Origin of the sequence: Mesorhizobium sp. KR9-304 (genome assembly GCF_040049215.1) — a bacterium.
Lineage (GTDB): Bacteria > Pseudomonadota > Alphaproteobacteria > Rhizobiales > Rhizobiaceae > Mesorhizobium_K.
The window spans coordinates 125,127-146,625 of sequence record NZ_JBDZDN010000002.1 but is presented as its reverse complement, the minus strand read 5'-3'; the positions used below and the strand labels follow the sequence as shown (position 1 = coordinate 146,625).

General features: G+C 64.3%; 23 protein-coding genes and 1 pseudogene. 18 read left to right on the top strand and 6 right to left on the bottom strand.

Going from position 1 to position 21,499, the window contains the following annotated elements:
- Positions 1-2: 2 nt before the first annotated feature.
- From ABLE71_RS12955 to ABLE71_RS12940, 4 genes and pseudogenes are all read left to right on the top strand, one after another.
- Positions 3-473, top strand: coding sequence for a GNAT family N-acetyltransferase (locus ABLE71_RS12955; RefSeq protein WP_348783862.1), 471 nt, complete (start codon positions 3-5; stop codon positions 471-473).
- Positions 470-2,035: an amidase family protein gene (locus tag ABLE71_RS12950; RefSeq protein WP_348783861.1), complete on the top strand. Its 1,566-nt coding sequence runs from the start codon at positions 470-472 to the stop codon at positions 2,033-2,035. Before ABLE71_RS12955 ends, ABLE71_RS12950 begins: the two co-directional genes overlap by 4 nt.
- Before the next feature lie 78 nt (positions 2,036-2,113).
- Entirely contained in the window at positions 2,114-3,097 is a 984-nt protein-coding gene (locus ABLE71_RS12945; RefSeq protein WP_348783860.1) for a UDP-glucuronic acid decarboxylase family protein, read from the top strand.
- Between the two features lie 73 nt (positions 3,098-3,170).
- Positions 3,171-3,959 (top strand): annotated as a pseudogene (locus ABLE71_RS12940) (YdcF family protein); the annotation flags it as partial.
- Positions 3,960-3,968: 9 nt separating this feature from the next.
- Here the strand turns inward: ABLE71_RS12940 and ABLE71_RS12935 are convergent.
- Positions 3,969-4,661 carry a DUF599 family protein gene (locus tag ABLE71_RS12935; protein WP_348783859.1) on the bottom strand — a complete coding sequence of 231 codons (693 nt, stop codon included), beginning with the start codon at positions 4,659-4,661 and terminating at the stop codon, positions 3,969-3,971.
- 144 nt (positions 4,662-4,805) lie between these two features.
- On the opposite strand from ABLE71_RS12935, the gene ABLE71_RS12930 reads away from it, so the two are divergent.
- From ABLE71_RS12930 to ABLE71_RS12910, 5 genes are all read left to right on the top strand, one after another.
- Positions 4,806-6,206, top strand: a complete 1,401-nt coding sequence (locus ABLE71_RS12930; RefSeq protein WP_348783858.1) for an L-serine ammonia-lyase — start codon at positions 4,806-4,808, stop codon at positions 6,204-6,206.
- Positions 6,207-6,306: 100 nt separating this feature from the next.
- Positions 6,307-6,948 carry a DUF924 family protein gene (locus ABLE71_RS12925; RefSeq protein WP_348783857.1) on the top strand — a complete coding sequence of 214 codons (642 nt, stop codon included), beginning with the start codon at positions 6,307-6,309 and terminating at the stop codon, positions 6,946-6,948.
- A gap of 107 nt (positions 6,949-7,055) precedes the next feature.
- Entirely contained in the window at positions 7,056-7,493 is a 438-nt protein-coding gene (locus ABLE71_RS12920) for a DUF1489 family protein (protein ID WP_348783856.1), read from the top strand.
- Positions 7,494-7,564: 71 nt separating this feature from the next.
- On the top strand, positions 7,565-8,299 hold the full coding sequence (locus ABLE71_RS12915) for a VWA domain-containing protein (RefSeq protein WP_348783855.1): 735 nt from the start codon (positions 7,565-7,567) through the stop codon (positions 8,297-8,299).
- The gene (locus tag ABLE71_RS12910; protein ID WP_348783854.1) at positions 8,296-8,991 is read left to right on the top strand and encodes a DnaJ domain-containing protein; all 696 of its coding nucleotides are present in this window, start codon (positions 8,296-8,298) and stop codon (positions 8,989-8,991) included. The genes ABLE71_RS12915 and ABLE71_RS12910 overlap by 4 nt, the downstream gene beginning before the upstream one ends.
- A 51-nt stretch (positions 8,992-9,042) precedes the next feature.
- On the opposite strand, the gene ABLE71_RS12905 is transcribed toward ABLE71_RS12910, so the two are convergent.
- Positions 9,043-10,404 carry a D-alanyl-D-alanine carboxypeptidase gene (locus ABLE71_RS12905; RefSeq protein ID WP_348784467.1) on the bottom strand — a complete coding sequence of 454 codons (1,362 nt, stop codon included), beginning with the start codon at positions 10,402-10,404 and terminating at the stop codon, positions 9,043-9,045.
- A 267-nt stretch (positions 10,405-10,671) separates the two neighbouring features.
- On the opposite strand from ABLE71_RS12905, the gene ABLE71_RS12900 reads away from it, so the two are divergent.
- From ABLE71_RS12900 to ABLE71_RS12880, 5 genes are all read left to right on the top strand, one after another.
- Positions 10,672-11,001: a phasin family protein gene (locus ABLE71_RS12900; protein WP_348783853.1), complete on the top strand. Its 330-nt coding sequence runs from the start codon at positions 10,672-10,674 to the stop codon at positions 10,999-11,001.
- A 260-nt stretch (positions 11,002-11,261) separates the two neighbouring features.
- The gene (gene clpS / locus ABLE71_RS12895) at positions 11,262-11,606 is read left to right on the top strand and encodes an ATP-dependent Clp protease adapter ClpS (protein ID WP_348784466.1); all 345 of its coding nucleotides are present in this window, start codon (positions 11,262-11,264) and stop codon (positions 11,604-11,606) included.
- Positions 11,607-11,612: 6 nt separating this feature from the next.
- Positions 11,613-14,066 carry an ATP-dependent Clp protease ATP-binding subunit ClpA gene (gene clpA, locus ABLE71_RS12890; RefSeq protein WP_348783852.1) on the top strand — a complete coding sequence of 818 codons (2,454 nt, stop codon included), beginning with the start codon at positions 11,613-11,615 and terminating at the stop codon, positions 14,064-14,066.
- Positions 14,067-14,365: 299 nt separating this feature from the next.
- Complete coding sequence (locus tag ABLE71_RS12885) at positions 14,366-14,947, top strand: TetR/AcrR family transcriptional regulator (RefSeq protein WP_348783851.1); 582 nt, start codon at positions 14,366-14,368, stop codon at positions 14,945-14,947.
- Positions 14,944-15,774: a DMT family transporter gene (locus ABLE71_RS12880; protein WP_348783850.1), complete on the top strand. Its 831-nt coding sequence runs from the start codon at positions 14,944-14,946 to the stop codon at positions 15,772-15,774. The genes ABLE71_RS12885 and ABLE71_RS12880 overlap by 4 nt, the downstream gene beginning before the upstream one ends.
- A gap of 8 nt (positions 15,775-15,782) precedes the next feature.
- On the opposite strand, the gene ABLE71_RS12875 is transcribed toward ABLE71_RS12880, so the two are convergent.
- Entirely contained in the window at positions 15,783-16,295 is a 513-nt protein-coding gene (locus ABLE71_RS12875; RefSeq protein ID WP_348783849.1) for an Lrp/AsnC family transcriptional regulator, read from the bottom strand.
- Positions 16,296-16,400: 105 nt separating this feature from the next.
- On the opposite strand from ABLE71_RS12875, the gene ABLE71_RS12870 reads away from it, so the two are divergent.
- Complete coding sequence (locus ABLE71_RS12870) at positions 16,401-17,375, top strand: EamA family transporter (protein WP_348783848.1); 975 nt, start codon at positions 16,401-16,403, stop codon at positions 17,373-17,375.
- Here ABLE71_RS12870 and ABLE71_RS12865 read toward each other — a convergent pair.
- The gene (locus ABLE71_RS12865; protein ID WP_348783847.1) at positions 17,275-18,150 is read right to left on the bottom strand and encodes an adenylate/guanylate cyclase domain-containing protein; all 876 of its coding nucleotides are present in this window, start codon (positions 18,148-18,150) and stop codon (positions 17,275-17,277) included. The two genes, ABLE71_RS12870 and ABLE71_RS12865, sit on opposite strands and share 101 nt — an antisense overlap.
- Positions 18,151-18,336: 186 nt before the next feature.
- Between ABLE71_RS12865 and ABLE71_RS12860 the strand changes: the two genes are divergently transcribed.
- Both ABLE71_RS12860 and ABLE71_RS12855 read left to right on the top strand, forming a co-directional pair.
- On the top strand, positions 18,337-19,077 hold the full coding sequence (locus tag ABLE71_RS12860) for an AzlC family ABC transporter permease (protein WP_348783846.1): 741 nt from the start codon (positions 18,337-18,339) through the stop codon (positions 19,075-19,077).
- Positions 19,074-19,424: an AzlD domain-containing protein gene (locus tag ABLE71_RS12855; protein ID WP_348783845.1), complete on the top strand. Its 351-nt coding sequence runs from the start codon at positions 19,074-19,076 to the stop codon at positions 19,422-19,424. Before ABLE71_RS12860 ends, ABLE71_RS12855 begins: the two co-directional genes overlap by 4 nt.
- On the opposite strand, the gene ABLE71_RS12850 is transcribed toward ABLE71_RS12855, so the two are convergent.
- A complete protein-coding gene (locus tag ABLE71_RS12850) occupies positions 19,418-19,840 on the bottom strand; it encodes an HIT family protein (RefSeq protein ID WP_348783844.1) in 423 nt (140 codons plus the stop codon). The genes ABLE71_RS12855 and ABLE71_RS12850 overlap by 7 nt on opposite strands.
- Positions 19,841-19,913: 73 nt before the next feature.
- On the opposite strand from ABLE71_RS12850, the gene ABLE71_RS12845 reads away from it, so the two are divergent.
- Positions 19,914-20,249, top strand: coding sequence for a multidrug efflux SMR transporter (locus ABLE71_RS12845; RefSeq protein WP_348783843.1), 336 nt, complete (start codon positions 19,914-19,916; stop codon positions 20,247-20,249).
- Here ABLE71_RS12845 and ABLE71_RS12840 read toward each other — a convergent pair.
- The gene (locus tag ABLE71_RS12840) at positions 20,218-21,483 is read right to left on the bottom strand and encodes a GNAT family N-acetyltransferase (protein WP_348783842.1); all 1,266 of its coding nucleotides are present in this window, start codon (positions 21,481-21,483) and stop codon (positions 20,218-20,220) included. The two genes, ABLE71_RS12845 and ABLE71_RS12840, sit on opposite strands and share 32 nt — an antisense overlap.
- Positions 21,484-21,499: the final 16 nt, after the last annotated feature.

The following is a 21,499-nucleotide window of genomic DNA, read 5'->3' as shown; positions in this document are numbered from 1 at the left end:
CCATGGCGATCTCGATCGCGGCCGAGACGCCGCTGCAGGACGATGTGCGCGCCATGGTCGCCGACCTCAACGCGACGATGCTCCCGCTCACCCCGCGCGAGTTCCAGTTCCAGCTCACTGTCGAGCAGATGGCCGACCCGTCGCTGACCACCTTCGTTGCGCGCGACGAAACCGGACGCCATGTCGGCATGGCGTCGCTGAAGGACCATGGCGGAGGCCTGGGCGAAGTGAAGCGCATGTTCACGCTGCCGGAGGTGCGCGGACAACGGGTCGGCTCGTTACTCCTGCAGCGGCTCGAGCAGCTTGCGCGCGAGAAGGGGATTTCGCGGCTGGTGCTCGAGACCGGCGAGGCTCCGGGTTTCGAGGCGGCCTACCGTGTCTATGAGCGCGGCGGCTTCACGGTCTGCGGCGCGGTGCTGGATTATCCCGATTCCGGTTTTTCGCGCTTTTACGAAAAGAAGATTGTTCCATGAGCGACCTGACGAAACTGACGATTGCCGAGGCGCGCAACAAGCTGCGCGCCAAGGAGATCAAGGCGGCCGAGATCGCCGACGCCTATCTCGCCGCGATCGAGCGCGCCAATCCTCTGCTTAACGCCTACATCGCCGTGACGCCCGAGAAAGCGCGCGACATGGCTAGGGCATCCGACGCGAAGCTGGCGAAGGGCGAGGGGGGGGCGCTGGAAGGCATTCCGCTGGGCATCAAGGATCTCTTCGCCACAGAGGGCGTGCATACGCAGGCGGCGAGCCATGTGCTCGACGGTTTCAAGCCGCGCTACGAGTCGACTGTGACGGCCAACCTGTGGGCCGACGGCGCGGTGATGCTCGGAAAACTCAACATGGACGAGTTCGCCATGGGCTCGTCCAACGAGACCTCCTATTACGGCCCGGTGGTCAACCCTTGGCGGCGCTCGCGCGTCGAGACTTCCGTCATGCCGACGACGCATGACGGAGACGGCGGTTTCGTCTCGGCCGGCGGGGCCAGGCAGACGAAGAGCTACGACAACATGCAGTTGGTGCCTGGCGGCTCGTCGGGCGGCTCGGCCTCGGCGGTCTCGGCGTTCCTGTGCGCCGGCGCGACCGCGACCGACACCGGCGGCTCGATCCGCCAGCCGGCGGCCTTCACCGGCACGGTCGGCATCAAGCCGACCTATGGCCGCTGCTCGCGCTGGGGCATCGTCGCCTTCGCCTCGTCGCTCGACCAGGCCGGCCCGATCGCGCGCGACGTGCGCGACGCAGCGATCATGCTGAAGTCGATGGCCTCCGTCGACGCCAAGGACACGACCTCGGTCGACCGCCCGGTGCCGGACTACGAGGCCGCGCTCGGCCGTTCGGTGAAGGGCATGAAGGTCGGCATCCCCAGGGAATACCGTGTCGACGGTATGCCTGACGACATCGAGGCGCTCTGGCAGAAGGGCATCGCCTGGCTGAAGGATGCGGGCGCGGAAATCGTGGACATCTCGCTGCCGCACACCAAATACGCGCTGCCGGCCTACTACATCGTGGCGCCGGCGGAAGCCTCGTCCAACCTCGCGCGCTATGACGGCGTCCGCTACGGGTTGCGGGTGCCGGGCAAGGACATCGTCGACATGTACGAGCAGAGCCGCGCCGCCGGCTTCGGACGCGAGGTCAAGCGCCGCATCATGATCGGCACCTACGTGCTGTCGGCCGGCTACTACGACGCCTACTACCTGCAGGCGCAGAAGGTGCGCACGATGATCAAGCGTGATTTCGAGATCGCTTTCGACGCCGGCGTCGACGTTATCCTGACACCGGCGACGCCGTCGGCCGCCTTCGGCGTCGCCGACCAGGACATGGCCGCCGACCCGGTCAAGATGTATCTCAACGACATCTTCACGGTGACCGTGAACATGGCCGGCCTGCCGGGCATAGCGGTGCCTGCCGGGCTGGACCGGCACGGCCTGCCGCTCGCGCTGCAGCTCATCGGCAAGCCGTTCGAAGAGGAGACGCTGTTCCAGGCCGGCCACGTCATCGAGCAGGCCGCGGGCCGCTTCGAGCCGGAAAAGTGGTGGTAGCCTCGCGGTTCAGGCGCGCCGGTTTGTAAAAGCGTGGTCGGCGCTGTAGAGGTGCGGGCTGTTCAGGGGGAGACTTCTTTGCCGCCCATTTCCGACAGCCGCAAACGCATCCTGGTGACGGGCGGGGCCGGATTTCTCGGCTCGCACCTCATCGACCGGCTGCTCGAACAGGGTCACGAGGTCATCTGCGTCGACAATCTGTTTTCGTCGACCAAGCGCAACATCGATCATCTGCACGGCAATCCGCGCTTCGAGTTCCTGCGCCACGACGTCTGCTTCCCGCTCTATGTCGAGGTCGACGAGATCTACAATCTGGCCTGCCCGGCCTCGCCCATCCATTACCAGCACGACCCGATCCAGACGCTGAAGACTTCGGTCCACGGCGCGATCAACATGCTGGGGCTGGCCAAGCGTCTGAAATGCAAGATCCTGCAGGCATCGACCAGCGAGGTCTATGGCGATCCGGTCACGCATCCCCAGACCGAGGAATATTGGGGCAACGTCAACCCGATCGGCCCGCGCGCCTGTTACGACGAGGGCAAGCGCGCCGCCGAGACGCTGTTCTTCGACTATCACCGCCAGGCGGGCGTGCCGATCAAGGTAGCCCGCATCTTCAACACCTACGGCCCGCGCATGCACCGCCAGGACGGGCGCGTGGTGTCGAACTTCATCGTGCAGGCGCTGCTTGGCCAGCCGATCACCATCTATGGCGACGGCTGCCAGACGCGTTCCTTCTGCTATGTCGACGATCTGCTCGACGGGCTGATGCGGCTGATGGCGAGCCCGGCCGAGGTGATCGGGCCGATCAACATCGGCAACACGCGCGAGTTCACCATTCTCGAACTCGCGAAGATGGTGATCGAGATCACCGGCTCGGGCTCGGAAATCGTCAGGAAGCCGCTGCCCGGCGACGATCCGAAGCAACGGCAGCCCGACATAACCAAGGCGCGCGAAAAGCTCGGCTGGGAGCCGACAGTTCCGGTGCGCGAGGGACTGACGCGCACCGTTGCCTATTTTCGCGAGCTTCTTGCGGACGAGATCAACCAGACTGCTTCCCGCTGAAGCGTGATTGAGCTCGAAGCCGGTTGTGCGGCAGGCGGAGTTTGATAGGTTCGCGAACGCGATGGAGTTCTCCTTGCTTTTCTATCTCTCCAAGATTTTCTGGTTCCTGATCCAGCCACTCAACCTGGCGATCTTCCTTCTGGCGCTGTCGATCCTTCTGGGATGGCTGGGCTGGCGCAAATTGCGCGGCTTCACCCTGGTTCTGTCTTTCCTGATCCTTGCCCTGTCCGCATGGACGTCGCTCGGCGCGCTGCTGCTCAATCCCCTCGAGGAGCGCTTTCCGCGGCCGCCTCCGCCAGACAAGGTCGCCGGCATCATCGTGCTCGGCGGCGGTTTCGAAGGCGGGATCAACCTGGCGCGCGGCGGCTACGACGTAAACAGCGGCGGCGACCGCTTTCTCGAGGCGGCGGTGCTGGCGCGGCGATACCCGGATGCCAAGATCGTGGTGTCGGGCGGAACGGGCACGATGGTATTGGACGGCGAGGGCGACGCCGACACCGCGCCGAAGCTCTTCGGGGCGCTGGGCGTGCCGGCTGGCCGGCTGATCCTGGAACGCGAATCGCGCAATACCTACGAGAATGTCGAGAACCTCAGGCAACTGGTCACGCCTGGACCCGACGAGACATGGCTGCTGGTGACCTCCGCGTTCCACATGCCGCGCTCGGTTGGCCTGTTCCGCAAGGCGGCGTTTCCGGTTCTGCCGTGGCCGGTCGACTACCGCACCTCCGGCGAGGAGGGTATCGGCGTGATGCGAGACAACCCGGCCGATTCCCTGCAGACGACGACGATGGCGATCCGCGAATGGATCGGGCTGATCGCCTACAAGTTTGTCGGCCGCATCGATTCCGTCTTCCCGGGTCCCGACGACACCTCAGGCGTCATCGGCCAGGACGGCGCGGCGAGCGGCGGAGAAGAACTGGCGCCGAACCAGGACGCAGAGCAGCAGCAGGGTGGAGAGGGCCAGGATCAAGGGGCCTACAAACCACCCAAGGTAGCCGAGTGAGAAGAAGATACCGCGCAGGCCGGCGTTGAAGTGCTTGCCGGCGAGGATGTTCATCTTCGCTGCGCGCACGATCGCCTTTTCGGTCTCCTCGGCATGGCCATGCTCGTCTTTCTGCACAGGCACCGCGCCGATCAGGATCGAGCAGTAGTTGAACAAGCGGTAGGACCAGCCGAACTTGAAGAAGGAATAGGCGAGCAGCAGGATCAGGCCCATCACCTTGATCTCGAAGAGCGGCCTGGACGGCGTGGTCGTCAGGGGCAGCTCGGACAGCACATTGAGCACCCTGTCGCTGGCGCCCAGAAGCGCGAAACAGCCGCCGACCGCGATCAGGGCGCTCGAGCCGAAGAAGGCGGTGCCCTGCTGCAATCCCAGCATGATCGAGGTGTCGATCATCCTGAGGTCGCGCCGCGCCATGGTGCGCATCCATGCCTCGCGCTGGACGTTCATCGCGGTCGACAAGGAGATGCGATCGAACGGCCGGCCTTCGGTCGCCATGGAGTAGGACGCCCAGACGGCCAGGAAGAAGGCGAGCGCGGCGAGGTCGGCGGTCGAGAGAAGCATACGGCAGCCCGTTTCTTGCATCAGGTCGAACCACTATATACGCAATGTCGTCCGCGGATCATCCGAAGTCGGCTGATGCGAAGCGCGCGCCCGGAAAAGCGCGGCATACTCGTAAGCGGCGGCCATCGCGCCAGGAGCCTTTGATTGTTCCTTTCGGTATTCGACCTGTTCAAGATCGGCATCGGCCCGTCGAGCTCGCACACGATGGGGCCGATGACGGCCGCCAGCCGTTTCCTCGAAGAGATCGCCAATGGCGACTGGCCGCGTCCGGCCGGCGTCAAGGTCGACCGCATCGCCGTCAGCCTGCACGGCTCGCTCGCCTATACGGGCATCGGCCACGGTACCGACCGCGCGGTGATCCTCGGCCTAACCGGCGAGACGCCACAGACGGTGGATCCCGACAAGACGGATGCCGCGATCGCCGGGATCGCGGCCGCGAGGAGAATTTCGCCGCCCGGTCATCCGGACTATCGCTTCGACCCCGAGAAGGATCTTGTGCTCGACCGCAAGACGCCGCTTCTCGGCCACGCCAATGGCATGGCGTTCTGCGCCTATGATTCGTCCGACAGGCTGCTGCTGAAACGCATCTATTATTCGATCGGCGGCGGCTTCGTAGTGTCGGAGGAGGAGCTGCAGCGGCTGAAGGCCAAGGGTCCGGAGAAGCCGGGCAAGGCGGTGCCCCATCCCTTCAGGAACGCCGTCGAGATGCTGGCGATGGCGAAGGCGAGCGGCCTCTCCATCGCCGAGATGAAGCGCGCCAACGAAGAAGTCCACATGCCCGGCGAGAAGCTCGACGAGGGGCTCGACGCGATCTGGCAGGCGATGCTCGGCTGCATCGAGCGCGGCTTGTCGCAGGACGGCATAATGCCGGGCGGACTGAAGGTGCGCCGCCGCGCGCGGGCGCTGCACGACAAGCTCAACGAGGACTGGCGCACCAACCGGCCGAACCCGCTGCTCGCTAACGACTGGCTATCCATCTACGCCATGGCGGTGAACGAGGAGAACGCCGCCGGTGGCCGCGTCGTCACCGCGCCGACCAATGGCGCCGCGGGCACGCTGCCCGCTGTGCTCCGCTACTGGCTGCATTTCCATCCCGAAGCCGACCAGGCGAGCATCCGCGACTTCCTGCTCACCGCCGCGGCGATTGGCGGCATCATCAAGACCAATGCCTCGATTTCAGGCGCGGAGGTCGGCTGCCAGGGCGAGGTGGGTTCCGCCTCGGCGATGGCCGCGGCGGGCCTGTGCGCCGTCATGGGCGGCACGCCCGAGCAGGTCGAGAACGCCGCCGAGATCGCGCTGGAGCATCATCTCGGCATGACCTGCGATCCGGTCGGCGGGCTGGTGCAGGTGCCCTGCATCGAGCGCAATGCGCTTGGCGCCGTGAAGGCCGTGACCGCCGCCTCGCTCGCCATAAAGGGCGACGGCACGCATTTCGTGCCTCTCGACGCGGCGATCGAGACAATGCGCCAGACCGGGCTCGACATGAGCGAGAAATACAAGGAAACCAGCCTCGGCGGGCTGGCGGTCAATGTGGTGGAGTGTTGAGGCCGGCGAAACGCAATCCTTGCAGTTGGATTTGGCCAAGAAGCTAGGACGATGCTAGACTTGTATCTTGAGGCGAGTGCGGTTCGTGCGGGGATCCATGATGCGCCAGTGGGACGACGTTCTGGACTTCTGGTTTCCCGAGGGCGCGGCGCTGGACGTCGACGCCGCGGCTCACCGCGAACACTGGATGTGGCGGATGCGCGGCGGAGCCGACGCGCAGATAATAGTTCGTTTCACCGACACGACCGAGCGAGCCGCGCGCGGTGAGTTCGACCACTGGGCGAGTGATCCGCATGGCCGCCTGGCCTTGATCGTCGTGCTCGACCAGTTCCCACGTTCGGTCTGGCGACAGTCTCCGCGGGCTTTCGCCCAGGACGCGAAGGCGCTCGCGCTTGGCCTCGAGGGTTATGAGAACGGCCACTACGCCGTCCTGGAAACGCCATGGTACAAGACCGTCTACAATCTGCCACTCATCCATTGCGAGGGGCCGGGTCATCTGGAGCGGCTCGATCGGGCGATCTCTCTGGCACATGAGATTCTCGCCGAGGCGCCGCCAAACCTGAAGCCAGGCTATCAATTCGCCGCGGAACAGCCCTTGGAGGCGCGCAAGGTCATAGCCGCATTCGGCCGCCATCCACACCGAAATGCTGTGCTGGGCCGGACCTCCACGCAGGAAGAGGAGGCATACGTCGCGGAGGGCCGTTTCCCGCACCTGCGCGTGATTCCAGAAGTCGAACGCTGACCTTATGGTGGCGGTGGGCTCATCTTCGATGCCGAAGGCGGTCGAAGCACCTGTGCATAACCCGGTCGGAGATTGAACCGCCGCCGCCTCGTCGCTAAGTCTCGTTGATGGCCCTGAACCTCCTAAAACTCTGCGTCGGCTGCGACGGCGTCGAGGATCTGGAAGAATGGATCGCGATGCGGCTCGACCAGCGCCGGCGCGCGGGCGAACCGGTCGAGCATTTCCATACGACCCGCATGATCCCGACCCGCGCGAGCGAACTCGTCGATGGCGGCTCGCTCTTCTGGGTCATCAAGGGCAGCGTTCAGTGCCGCCAGCGCTTGCTCGAAGTCAGGCCCTTCATCGACGGCGAAGGCATTTCGCGTTGCCATCTGATGCTCGATCCGATCGTGGTCAGAACCGACTGGCAGCCGCGCCGCGCCTTCCAGGGCTGGCGCTACCTCAAGCAGAATGAAGCGCCTCTCGATCTCGGCAAGGGCCGCAAGGGCGTCGCCGAGATGCCTGTCAAACTCAGGCAGGAACTGACGGAATTGGGCCTGCTTTAGACCGTCGTGCGATTGCCGGCCTTTTGTCGCCGGGCTTGCAAGCTGGTCGGCACCGTCACATGTTCTGCCCCATGAGCGACAAGAAAACGCCTGTTCCGACGGGAGGAACGACCCAAGCGCCGCAAAAGCGATCCGCCCCCAGCGAGATCGACGCGTTCCTGCGCCAGGCGAAGGCTGTCGCCCTGACGCGCGCAGCGGGCGGACGGCTAATCCTCGCGCTCGACGCAACGATGAGCCGCCAGCCGACCTGGGACATGGCCTGCGCGCTGCAGGCCGAGATGTTCGACGCGGTTGGAAGTGCCGGCTCGCTCGGCGTCCAGCTCGTCTATTTCCGCGGCTTGAGCGAATGCCGGGCGTCGAAATTCGTCAGCGACACGGCCGCGCTGAAGCGGCTGATGTCCGGCATCTCGTGCCGCGGCGGCAATACGCAGATCGGCAAGGTGCTCAGCCATGCGCTGAAAGAGACAGCGGCCGGAAAGGTCGATGCGCTGGTCTATATCGGCGATGCGATGGAAGAGCAGCTGCAGGATCTCGCAGGCCAGGCAGGCAGTCTCGGTCTGCACGGCGTGCCTGTCTTTGTCTTCCAGGAGGGCAGGGACCATGTCGCCGAGAAAGCGTTCAAGGAGATCGCCAGGCTGTCCAAGGGGGCCTGGTTCCGTTTCGACCGCAATTCCGCCGCGACGCTGGCCAAACTCCTGTCGGCGGTCGCGGTCTTCGCCACGGGCGGGCTGAAGGCTCTCGAGGCGCGGGGCCGGCCGGAGGACCGGCTGATGATCGAGAGCATGCGGAGCGGCAAGACGGGATGAGCGCGGTGCTTGGCATCCTTGCCGTCTTGCTGGTGGCGATCGGCCTCGTCGCGGCGTTCCTGCGCGTCGATGCGTCGAAGCTTGCCGGGGCCTTGCGCATTGCGGGGCCGGCCGTGCTGGGCCTTGCCGGCATCCTGCTCACCGTCACGGGCCGCGCCGCGGTTGGCGGCATGCTGCTGACGGGCGCCGCCGCCTGGTACAGCTTCGGCCGCGCCAAGGGGCGCGTTGCGAAACCCAAGGGGCAGCGCTCGACGGTCAGGACCGCGGCGCTCGAAATGGAACTCGACCATGACACGGGCGGGCTCGAAGGCATCGTGCTCGCGGGGCGTCACGAGCAGAAGATGCTCTCCGGCCTGTCGCTGAAGCAGTTGATGGAGCTTTACAAGGAACTCGCTGGTGACTCGGAGAGCCGCCAGCTTCTAGAGACGTATCTTGACGGCCGCTTTCCCGCCTGGCGCGACGACGTGAAGGCGAATGGTGGCGACCGGCAAGGTGTTGCGCCAGGTTCTGGCCCCATGACTAAGGAGGAGGCCTACAAGGTCCTTGGTCTTGAAGCGGGAGCCACCACGGCGGATATCCGAAAGGCGCACCGCCGCCTGATGCAGCGCCTGCACCCCGACCTCGGCGGGACCTCGTTCCTGGCGGCGCGCATCAACGAAGCCAAGGACATCCTGCTCTCTGATCACGGGTAGTTCTCCTTCGACACGGTACATTCCGGAGTCCCTCGACAAGACAGGCCGACGCTACTGGACGGCGTAGCACTCGATCTTTTTCTTCTTCAGCGACTTGCAGGCGTTCCAGGCGTCGTTCTTCGTCTCGAAGCCGCCAAAACGCGCACGGTAGTAGGTCACGCCGCCCTTGCTGAAGGTGACGGTGTATCCGGATGCGTCGGCAAGCACCCCGCCTGCCTGCCTGGTGGTCTTGGTCAGGAAGGCGCGCGCCTCGACCTCGCTCGGCGACGAGGCGACCTGGATAGACCAGCCGGACGCCGGCACCGACGCGGTGTTGATCGGATCGATATCCGCCATGCGGGCCGGGATCGGTTCGGCATAGGCTTGCTCGACGGCCTCCGGTTCGGCGTCGCCTTGCTCGGTCATCTCGGTGGTCGCGGGTTCATCGGCCTCGGCAACGACTTCCTCTTCGGCGCGCGCCGGCGGCTTCGGAGCGTTCTTGCCGGGCAGCAGCGCGGCCAGTGCGCGGATCGGCGAATTGCCCGATTCCTTGCTCGCCTTTGCAACGACATCGCCGCCGCCTCGCTTTGCCGAAGCCTTCGGCATCCAGGTGCGGATGAGTTCGGCCATGTGGGCGTCGCGAGACTTCGCAGTCTGGCCGCCCATGACGACGGCGACGATGCGCCGGTTGCCGTCCGAAACCGACGAGACGAGGTTGAAGCCCGACGCGCGGGTGTAGCCTGTCTTGATGCCGTCGACGCCCTTGACGCGGCCGAGCAGCCGGTTGTGGTTGGCGAGGCGCTGCTTGCCGTATTTGAAGGAGCGGGTCGAGAAGTAGGAATAATACTGCGGGAAATGTTCGCGCAGCGCGATACCGAGCGTCGCCATGTCGCGCGCCGTCGAACGTTGCGCGGGGTTTGGCAGGCCATGGGCGTTGCGGAAGATCGTGCCGGTCATGCCGAGCTGGCGGGCCTTTGCCGTCATCTGGCGGGCGAAACCATCTTCCGAGCCCCCCAGCTTTTCGGCAAGCGCGGTCGCCGCGTCGTTGGCCGATTTCGTGACGAGCGAATAGATCGCCGTCTCCACGGTGATAGAGCCGCCGGCCTTCACGCCGAGCTTGGTCGGCGGCTCGGCGGCGGCATTCTTGGAGAAGCTAATCTTCGTCGAGGGCTTGAGCTCGCCGCTGGCCAGCGCCTCGAACGTCAGATAGAGCGTCATCATCTTGGTCAGCGACGCCGGATAGCGCGGGGCGTCGGCGCTCGACGAGAACAACGTCTTGCCGGTGTTTGCGTCGACGACGATGGCCGCATACTTCGCGCTGGCGTGAGACGGCGCGACCGCCGCGCCGCTGACGGCCAGCGCAAGCAGCAGGACTAGGGTGGATCTGCAGGAGAGCAATGTCCGGTGAGCTATGCCAGCCAACACTTGACGCACGGTTACACCCTTTGAAGTCGCAAGTTGCACGAAGAGGCGGCAAAGGCCCCGCCTCGCTTTCGCCGACAGTAGGGGCGTCAGCGTTACCAATCCGTTTATGGTAACCGGACCGTTCATGATTTTATCCGGCTTTGAGACGGATTTTCTGAAATTGCCGTGGTTCGGCCGGTTGCGTAGACCGGTCCGATTTGCGCACTGCGGTTTGACTTGTTGTGCGCCGCAACATACTTTTGACGAAAGGGCGCGGCGGTGCCGAAAGGAATGCAGATGACGCAGACGTTCGAAGACGCCGGAAAATACGGCAAGGAATTTCTCGACTCCGGCCTGGAAAGCTTCAACGCGGTGACGCGCGATGCGCAGGCCATGTCCGGCGAAGCATCGAACTACGCAAAGAAGGTTTTCGAGACCGGCGCGGAGGCAGTCGACAAGCTGCTGTCGGCGAAGTCGATCGAGAAGGTGGTCGAGATCCAGACGGCATATGCCAAGCAAGCCTACGAGGGCTTTGTCGCCGAAGCCACCAGGCTGGGCGCGCTATACGCAGATATGGCGAAGGACGCCTACAAGCCGTTCGAATCAGTCGTCGCCAAGGCGAAATAGTTCTCGCCAGCCGCCGCGATCCGCACGTCCGCACCGCATACATTGCGGACGGACGCGATCGCTCGTCCCGATTTCGTCGGACGAACGTTCACGATTGAGGGAATCCTGCGATGCGCGGCAGCCAGCCATATTGTCAGCAAGAAAGAAGGGCTTAAAATCAACACCCGAAGCACTACATAGCGCTGTCGGGTGTAGCATTGGAAATGAGGACGGATCGGGTGAACATTGGCGGGGCGGCCATAGCAAAAAGCATGATCCGCATGCAGGATGGCGATGACGGTCGCGGCGATGACCGAGGCGGGGGTCCCGGCCGCGGCACCGCGGTGATCACGCGGACCAAGCCGAAGACAAAGAAGCCCAGCCTCTACAGGGTCTTGATCCTGAACGACGATTACACGCCGATGGAGTTCGTGGTCCACGTGCTGGAGCGTTTCTTCCAGAAGGACCGCGAGGCAGCGACCCGCATCATGCTCCATGTTCACAATCACGGAGTGGGCGAATGCGGGGTCTATACATTCGAGGTGGCCGAGACCAAAGTGTCCCAGGTCATGGATTTCGCCCGACAGAATCAGCATCCGCTGCAATGCGTGATGGAGAAGAAGTGAGGTAACATGCCGGCTTTCTCCCAAGGCCTGGAAAAGGCGCTGCACCAGGCGCTGACGTTCGCCAACGAACGGCACCACGAATACGCGACGCTCGAACACCTGCTGCTTGCGCTGATCGACGACGCGGAAGCCGCGGCGGTGATGCGCGCCTGCAACGTCGATCTCGACGAGCTGAAGCACACCGTCATCACCTATATCGACACCGAGCTCGACAACCTCGTCACCGGCTACGACGAGGACTCCAAGCCGACCGCCGGCTTCCAGCGCGTCATCCAGCGCGCCGTGATCCACGTCCAGTCGTCCGGCCGCGAGGAAGTTTCCGGTGCCAACGTGCTCGTTGCGATCTTCGCCGAGCGCGAGAGCCACGCCGCCTATTTCCTGCAGGAACAGCAGATGACCCGCTACGACGCGGTCAACTACATCTCGCACGGCATTGCCAAGCGTCCGGGCGCCAGCGAACCGCGCTCGCCACGCGGCGCCGAGGAGGAGCAGCGCACCGGCAACAGCGAGCAGGGCGAGGACGGCAAGAAGAAGCAGCAGGACGCGCTGACGGCCTATTGCGTCGACCTCAACAAGAAGGCGCGGGCGGGCAAGATCGACCCGCTGATCGGGCGCGAGTCCGAGATCAACCGCACCATACAGGTGCTCTGCCGCCGCTCGAAGAACAACCCGCTCTATGTCGGCGACCCCGGCGTCGGCAAGACGGCCATCGCCGAAGGACTGGCCAAGCGCATCGTCGAAGGCGACGTCCCCGAAGTGCTGCAGGATGCCACGATCTTTGCGCTCGACATGGGCACGCTGCTTGCCGGCACCCGCTATCGCGGCGACTTCGAAGAGCGGCTGAAGCAGGTGGTCAAGGAACTCGAGGAGTATCCGGGCGCGGTTCTCTTCATCGACGAGATCCATACCGTCATCGGCGCAGGCGCAACGTCGGGCGGCGCGATGGACGCATCGAACCTGTTGAAGCCCGCGCTGTCCTCAGGCGCGATCCGCTGCATCGGCTCGACAACCTACAAGGAGTTCCGGCAGTTCTTCGAGAAGGACCGCGCGCTGGTACGGCGCTTCCAGAAGATCGACGTCAACGAGCCGTCGGTCGACGACGCCATTGCCATCATGAAGGGCCTCAAGCCCTATTATGAGGAATTCCACAAGGTGAAGTACACCAACGAGGCCATCAAGGCGGCGGTGGAGCTTTCGGCGCGCTACATCAACGACAGAAAGCTGCCCGACAAGGCGATCGATGTGATCGACGAGACGGGCGCTTCGCAGATGCTGCTGCCGGAAGGCAAGCGCAAGAAGACGATCGGTATCAAGGAGATCGAGGCGACCGTCGCCACGATGGCCCGCATACCGCCCAAGACCGTGTCGGCCGACGATGAGAAGGTGCTGGCGGGCCTCGAGATCGAGCTGCAGCGCGTGGTCTACGGCCAGGACACCGCGATCACCGCGCTGACCTCGGCAATCAAGCTCGCGCGTGCAGGTCTGCGCGAACCGGAAAAGCCGATCGGCTGCTACCTGTTCTCGGGTCCGACGGGCGTCGGCAAGACCGAAGTGGCAAAGCAGCTCGCTGCGTCGCTTGGTGTCGAGCTCATCCGGTTCGACATGTCGGAGTATATGGAGCGCCACACGGTCTCACGGCTGATCGGCGCGCCTCCCGGCTATGTCGGCTTCGACCAGGGTGGTCTTCTGACCGACGGCGTCGACCAGCATCCGCATTGCGTGCTGCTGCTCGACGAGGTCGAGAAGGCGCATCCGGACCTGTTCAACATCCTGTTGCAGGTCATGGACCACGGCAAGCTGACGGACCACAACGGCAAGCAGATCGACTTCCGCAACGTGATCCTGATCATGACGACCAATGCGGGCGCATCCGATGCGCAGCGCGCGGCGATCGGCTTCGGCTCGACCAAGCGCGAAGGCGACGATGTCGAGGCGATCAACCGGCTGTTTACGCCGGAGTTCCGCAACCGGCTCGACGCGATCATCCCGTTCGGCTCCCTGCCGGTGCCGGTTGTGCATCAGGTCGTGCAGAAGTTCGTCATGCAGCTCGAGGCGCAGCTCTCCGAACGCGGCGTCACCTTCGACCTGTCGCCGGAGGCGATCTCCTGGCTGGCCGACAAGGGTTATGACGAGCGCATGGGTGCGCGTCCGCTCGGACGTGTCATCCAGGAGCACATCAAGAAGCCGCTGGCCGACGAGGTTCTGTTCGGCAAGCTGAAGAAGGGCGGCACGGTGCGCGTCACCGTCGAAACGAACGAAGACGGCAAGACCGCCCTGAGGCTCGATTCGATCGCCGACGAGACGCGCGTGAAGCCGAAGAAGGAAGATCCTTCCGAGGAAGAGGCGAAGGTCGTGGTGAAGAAGGCCAAGAAGCCTGCCACAGCGAAGGCCAAGCCTGCTCCAAAGACGCTGGACACTGCCAAGCGCAGCTTAGTGCCGCAACTCCCGCGCAAGAGCTGACATAGCCGGACGCAGAGATCAAAAAAGTCCGGTCCTGACCTGACCCCCGAAAGTTGGACACAACCTTCGGGGGTTTTGCATGTCCAAACACAGCGAGAGCGTGAAGCGCTTGATTGTCGCGCGCTGCTTGAGCGGGGATGAACGTTACGCACGCGCTGGTGCCGCTCATTGCATTGACGCTGCGACGGTTCGCAAGTGGGTTGCGGTGCCGTGTCTACCTGCGGGCAAGAAGGCCGATTGACGAATGCGGGTGCAATAGCTATGAGTGAGACAGGTCTGTATCACTCTGGATTCCTATCATGGCCCGAAGCGCAATTGCAGCCGCGAAACGCCGGCATATCGTCGCGACCGCCTACGGCCTCTTCAAGCGCGACGGCTTCCACGCAACCGGCATAGACAAGATCATCGCCGAAGCGGACGTGGCCAAGATGACCATGTACCGGCATTTCCCGAGCAAGGACGAACTGATCGTTGAGGTTCTCAACTGGCGGGCGCAACGCTTCAGCCATCAGCTCGACAGGCTGGCGGAAGCGGCGTCGACGCCACAGGAGAAGATCGCGGCGATCTTCGACTGGCATGAACGCTGGTTCGACAGCCCGGATTTTCATGGCTGCCTCTTCCAGCACGCGCTGGCGGAGTTCGGGGAGCAGCATCATGCCGTGTTCCAGGCCGCCACGCGACAGAAGCGAGATATTCAGCAGCGGATGCGGAGTATCCTGAAGCAGTCCATGCCGGACAGTCGAGCCGAGCAGGTCGCGACAATCCTGTTCATGCTGATCGAGGGAGCGACCGTGCTCGCCAAGATAAGGCAAGGCAAGGCCGCCATCGCCAGCGCGCGGAGAACTGCGGCAGGCATTCTGGCAGCGGAGGCGTCGCAGTGAGCGCCGCCGTCATCGGCCTTGCACTTGCCGCCGCGATCCTGCATGCGGCTTGGAACGCGTTCCTGCGCAACGGCGGCGATCGGCTCTGGACGGTTACCGTCATGAGCTTCTCCAGCACTGTCATCGCGCTGCCATTCCTGCTCGCCTATCCGCTGCCGGCGGCGAGTGCGTGGCCGTATATCGTTCTCTCTGCCGTGCTTCAGGTCGGTTACAGCGTCTTTCTCGTCGCCGCCTATCGCCATGGCGAGTTGGGACAGGTCTATCCGATCATTCGCGGAACCGTTCCGCTTCTCGTAACGCTTGGCGGCTTCCTCATCACCGGCGACCGACTGGAGCCATATCAGATTGGCGGCGTCATCCTCGTCGCGATGGGAATCATGAGCCTGGCTCTTGGCAAGGGCCGTGCCTCGACCTCGTCCATCCTGTTCGCTCTCGCCACGGGGACGATCATCGCCGCCTATGCGACGGTCGATTCCATCGGCGTGCGCGAGGTCGGCCGGAGCGGCGCGTACACCGCCTGGGTGCTGGCGCTCTACGGAACCCTTCTGACGGCAACATACATCATGATGCGCGGGAGGCTGACCGTCGATTTCCGCTCAGCGGTCACATGGCAGGCACTCGCGGGCGGTCTGGTCGCGATGATCGCTTATGGCCTGGTCGTCGCGGCGTTCTCCCTCGGGCCGGCGGGCCCGATCACGGCACTGAGGGAGTCGAGCGTCATCTTCGCCGTCCTGATTGGCTGGCTGTTCCTCGGAGAACCTCCGACGCTGCGGCGCATCGCCGCCTGTCTGATCGTCGCGTCCGGAACGATCCTGCTCGGTCGCTAACTCCAGCGTCACCCGGTTCGCCGGGACTTTTTTGTTGGCGCCTTCTTTTCTCCTCCTAGTCCGAAGTCAGGCAGACGTCGTCCGACAGGTGAGGACTGGATGATCGACGTGTTGGTCATCGCCAAGGGGATGATGCGGTCGATGACGCGCTCTAGATGCTCCATCGAGCGTAGATGCGCCTTGGCGATGAAGCAGTCGTCGCCGGTCACGCGGTCGCACTCGACGATTTCGGAGAGGTCGCGCAATATGTCGGCGACGCGCGTGAGTTCGCCGGGCAGGGGCCGCACCCGCAGCCAGGCGGAGATCGGCAAGCCGATCTCCGGCGCGTTAATCCTGACAGTATAGCCTTCGATGACACCGCTTTCCTCCAGCCGCCTGATACGCTCGGAAACGCTCGGGGCGGAGAGCCCCACCAGCCTGGCTATGTCGGCGACGCTGGTCCGCGCATCGTCGGCCAGCGCCTTGAGGATGCGTGTGTCGACCGCGTCAAGCGGCCCGTCTTCATATCGAAGGCGCTTCATGGCAATTGGCTCTGTTCCTGTGGCTGTGCGGATCGTACGCCTTCATCGGTCCATATCAAATGGCAATTTTGCCTCGCAGAATGCGCCTTTGACGTGGGCGAAAACATGCCAGTGCTCGATACCGCCGCTGCAAAGGTGCCGCCGCCCCTCTGGTTCGCTGTAAGCGCGGTCTTCCATTATCTCGGGCCCGCCTTCGCGGTGCTGCTCTTTCCGGCGGTCGGGGTGTTCGGCGTCGCATGGATGCGCATCGCGTCGGCCGCGTTGATCTTCGCGCCGTTCACCCGTCCGCTCCGCACCATCAAGGTCGCCAACCGGCACACGCGCATGCTGCTCGTCGCGCTCGGCCTTACGCTCGCTGCCATGAATCTGTCGTTTTACCTGGCGCTCGACCGCCTGCCGATGAGCCTAGTCGCCGCCATGGAGTTCGTCAGCACGATCCTCATCGCACTCTACGGGCTGCGCAGCGGGCGCAACTTTCTGGCGCTCGCCCTTGCGGCCGCGGGCGTGATCGTCCTGATCGGTTTCAGCTGGTCGTCGGACCTCGCGGGCCTCGGTTTCTCGGTCCTCAACGCGGCGCTTTTCGGCGTCTACATCGTGCTTGGCCACAAGGCGGCCGAAGAGGGAGCCGGGCGTGGTGTCGAAATGCTGGGCGCCGCCATGGCGGTCGCCTTCGTCGCGGTCTTCCCAATTGGCATATCCGAAGTCCTCGGCGCGCTGTCCTCACCCGAACTGATCCTCGCCGGCGTCGGCGTCGGCCTGTGCTCGTCGGTCATCCCCTATGTATCCGACCAGCTTGCGATGTCGCGGCTGCCGCGCGCGACTTTCGCGCTGATGCTGGCGCTGCTTCCGGCGACGGCGACCGGCGTCGGCGCAATCGTGCTGTTTCAGATACCCTCACTCAGGGATATTCTCGGCATCGCTTTGGTGATGGGCGGGGTGGCGTTGCACAAGCAGCCGGCCGCAGTCGCGGATGGTCAGGCTATTTCTGCAGGGCTAGAAAATAGATCAGCAGATATACGGCGAACGGGGCCGACGGGTAGACGAACCAGATGTCCGACAGGCCGGTCGTCAGAAGGTTGATCGCCGCGAAGGCGCCGATCGCAGCGACCGGCACGCGCACCTTGAGCGGCTGACGACGATACCAGGCGCGAAATTTGCGGATTCGGGCAAGCTGGCGGTCGAGAAAATTTCCGCGCCCCGCGAGACGCTCCGAGGGGCGGTCGGTCTGCGCGGCTTGCCCAAGTGCCGATACCGGTCGCCCAGATGCGCGCTGCGACGGCGCGTTCCCTGCGTCGGCCTCGGTCTGCTGCACAGCTTCGACGTTTTGCCCCGGCATCCTTACCCGGTAGCTCGATATCGGCTCGTGCTGGCCCTTCACCTTCTGCTCGCCGGCGAAATCGTAGCCGAAAGCGAGATGCCTGTTGGTCAGGTTGAACACCGTTTCCGACACCATGATGCCGCCGGGATCGGCGAGCGATTCCAGCCTGGCTGCAACGTTGACGCCGTCGCCATAGAGGTCGCTGCCGTCCTGCATGACATCGCCGAGGTTGATGCCGATGCGAAACCACATCTGCTTCCTCTCGGGCAGGTCGCGGGTCTCGGCGCCGATCGCGTCCTGTATCTCGACCGCGCAGCGCACGGCCTCCACCACTGAGCCGAATTCGGCGATGACGGCGTCGCCCCAGGTGTTGACCTTGCGGCCCTCATGGCGCTCGAAGAGATCGCCCATGATCGCGCGGTAACGCTGCAGCCGCGCCAGGGTCTCGGCCTCGTCGCTGGCCATCAGCGTCGAGTAGCTCTGGACGTCGGCGCAGAAGATGGTCGTCAGCTTGCGCTTCATCTTGTCGACGGCCATGGCTTCAAGCGCTCGCGTTGACGATCATTCGCAGACAGAGATGGCGACTACGGGCGGCAATGGCAACCGGCGGCGCCCGCATTCCCCAACGCCGATCTGTCTAACCGAAATCGACAACGCTGAAAATCGCTGGGCCAGTCCGCCTTTCCATTCGCTCCGCCCCGATCACCATGTTATCGGGCGATGATGCCTGACGAAGCGTTTCCCGTAAGCCCTGGTTTCGCCGAGCGCCGCCGCTGGGTCCTGCGCGGCGCCGCGAAGGTGGTATCGGTGCCGGGTCTCATTCTTTGCACCGCGCATGTCGGTTTCGCCGATCTTGCGCAGCAGGCCGGACTGACGGCGGCGCAGGCGGTCTTCATGGTTGCAGCGATATGGGCGCTGCCGGGCATGGTGGTGTTGCTCGGCGCGGTGCTCTCGGGCGCTGGGCTGCTGGCCGCCGCGTTTGCCGTGGCGCTCTCCTCGGTACGGCTGACGCCGATGGTGGTGGCGCTGGTTCCGGAACTGCGCGGGATGCGGACCAGCAGGCTGACGCTCTATCTGCTGGCGCATTTCGTCGCCGTGACGTCGTGGGTGATCGCCATGGAGACGCTCCGCGGCGTGCCGCGTGAGCTGAGGACCAGCTACTATCTCGGGCTGGGCGCGATCCTCATTCTTACCAACATGGTTGTCGTCGCGATCGTCTTTGCCGTCGCCGCCGCGCTTCCGCCCATCGTCGCTGCCGGACTCTTCCTGCTGACGCCGATGTATTTCCTGACATCGCTGTGGGGTTCGGCGCGTGAGCAGGCGACGCATGTCGCGATGGTGCTCGGCCTCGTGCTCGGCCCGCTGCTGCATCTCGTTGTGCCGGGCTTCGATCTGCTCGGCGCCGGATTGATTGGCGGCGGTCTCGCCTATGCCGCGCACCTCTGGAAGGATCGCCCGGCATGACCTTGGGGGGATACGATGTCTGGTGGGGGCCCTACGCGTTCATCCTCATCGCCGGCTGGGCGATGACCTATCCGTGGCGGGCGCTCGGCGTCTATCTCGGCGGCCGCATCCGCGAGGATGCCGAGATCCTGGTGCTGGTGCGCGCCACTGCGACCGCGCTGGTGGCGGCGGTGATCGGCAATCTCGTCTGCTTCCCGTCCGGCCCGGCGGAAGAATCATCGCTGGCCCTCAGGGTGCTCGCCGCCGCCGCCGGTTTCGCGACTTACTTCTTCATAGGCCGCAAGATCCTGCTCGGCATCGTCGTCGCCGAGGTGCTTTTCGGCGTCGGCTTCTACCTCGGCTACTGAGCCAGCGCGGCGCGGATCTTCTCGGCGTTTGCCGCGAGGACGTCCGGCTTCTCCATCTGCCCGGTATGGGGCCGGAGGGCTACGCCGTCGAAGCGAGGGATGATGTGGAAATGCAAATGGAACACGACCTGGCCGCCGGCTGGCTCGTTGAACTGCTGCACCGTCACGCCATCGGCCGAAAAAGCCTTCATCACGGCGCGCGAGACTTTCTGCACCGAGGCAATCAGCGTCGCCAGGCTGTCCGGATCGGCATCGAGTATATTTCGCGACGGCGTCCTGGGGATCACCAGGCAGTGGCCGTCGCCGCGCGGCATGATGTCCATGAAGGCGAAGGTGTCGGCGTCCTCGTAGATCTTCTGCGAAGGCAGTTCGCCGCGCAGGATTTTTGCGAAGACGTTGGTGTCGTCGTAGGCCATCGTGGTCTCTCATGCTTTTGCCGATGCCATAATGGTCCGGCGAATCGTCTGGTTCAATGGGGCAGGGCGCTCGATGCTTTTCAACTATGTCTACCTGATCGTGGCCGTCATATTCGAGGTGATCGCCACCACCGCGCTGAAGCAGACCGAGGGATTTACGCGGTTGCTGCCCTCGCTGGTATCGATCGGAGGCTACGGGCTCGCCTTCTATTTCCTGTCGCTGCCGCTGAGAACCATGCCGGTCGGCATCGTCTACGCGATCTGGTGCGGCGCCGGCATCATCTTCATCACTGTCATCGGCTGGGTGTGGTTTCGCCAGGCGCTCGACCTGCCGGCGCTGGCCGGCATGGGGCTGATCATGGCAGGCGTCATCGTCATCAATCTGTGGTCGAGGACGGTGGTTCACTGAGCATTCGAAGTTCGGCCTGCTGGAGCTCGCCCCGGCGGAACGGAGCGTGTTCACCGAGATATTCGCTCATGCGCGCGACCTCGCGGCGCTCGCGTCGCAGATAGTCTTCGATCGCCGAGCGCAGGCCGGCATGGGCGATGAAATGCGCCGAGTGTGTGGTCACCGGGCGGTAGCCGCGCGCAAGCTTATGCTCGCCCTGCGCGCCGGCCTCGACGACCTTCAGGCCCTTCTCGATCGCGAAGTCGATCGCCTGATGGTAGCAGACCTCGAAATGCAGGAAGGGGTGGTCCTCGATGCAGCCCCAGTTGCGGCCGTAGAGCGTTTCCGAGCCGATGAAGTTGATGGCGCCCGCGACATAGCGTCCGTTTCGCTTCGCCATCACGAGCAGCACGTCGTCAGCCATGCGCTCGCCAACCAGCGAGAAGAATTTCCGGTTGAGATAGGGCCGGCCCCATTTGCGGCCGCCCGTGTCCATGTAGAAGGCGAAGAAGTCGTCCCAGACATTCTCCGTCAGGTCGGCGCCGGTCAGCCAGTCGATCGTGATGCCGGAAGACAGCGCCTCGCGGCGCTCCTTCTTCAGCGCCTTGCGCTTGCGCGACGCGAGCGTGGCAAGGAAGTCGTCATAGCTCGAATAGCCTTCGTTCAGGAAATGGAACTGCTGGTCGGTGCGGGCGAGGAAGCCGGCGCCCTCGAGCGCGGCCATGTCATCGGCTTGAGCGAAGGTCACATGTGCCGACGACACGCCGACCCGCTCGGCGACCTGCCTCAGGCCCTGCGCCAGCGCGGTCTTAACTGCCGCCGCGTCGGCGTTCCTGTTAACCAGCAGGCGAGGACCGGACGCCGGCGTGAACGGCACCGCCGCCTGCAGCTTCGGGTAGTAGCGCCCGCCGGCGCGCTCGAGGGCGTCGGCCCAGCCGTGGTCGAAGACATATTCGCCCTGGCTGTGCGACTTCACGTAACACGGCACCGCGCCGAGCACAGCGCCGCCGGCGTCTTCAAGCCGGAGATGGTGTCCCTGCCATCCGGTCTTGCGCACGGCGCAGCCGGACTCTTCCAGTATGTTCAGAAAATCGAAGGAAATGAACGGGTTGTAGGGCGTTTCGCAATTGTCGCGGGAGACGCCGGAAAACCGGTCCCATTCGGCCCTGGTGAAGGCGCCGATGCTCGACGCCATGCGTATGGAAAGTCCGCCGCTGTCGGCCGCCTCCGTCACGCTTTCCCGTTCACTCGCCATTGCGGCACTAATCTAT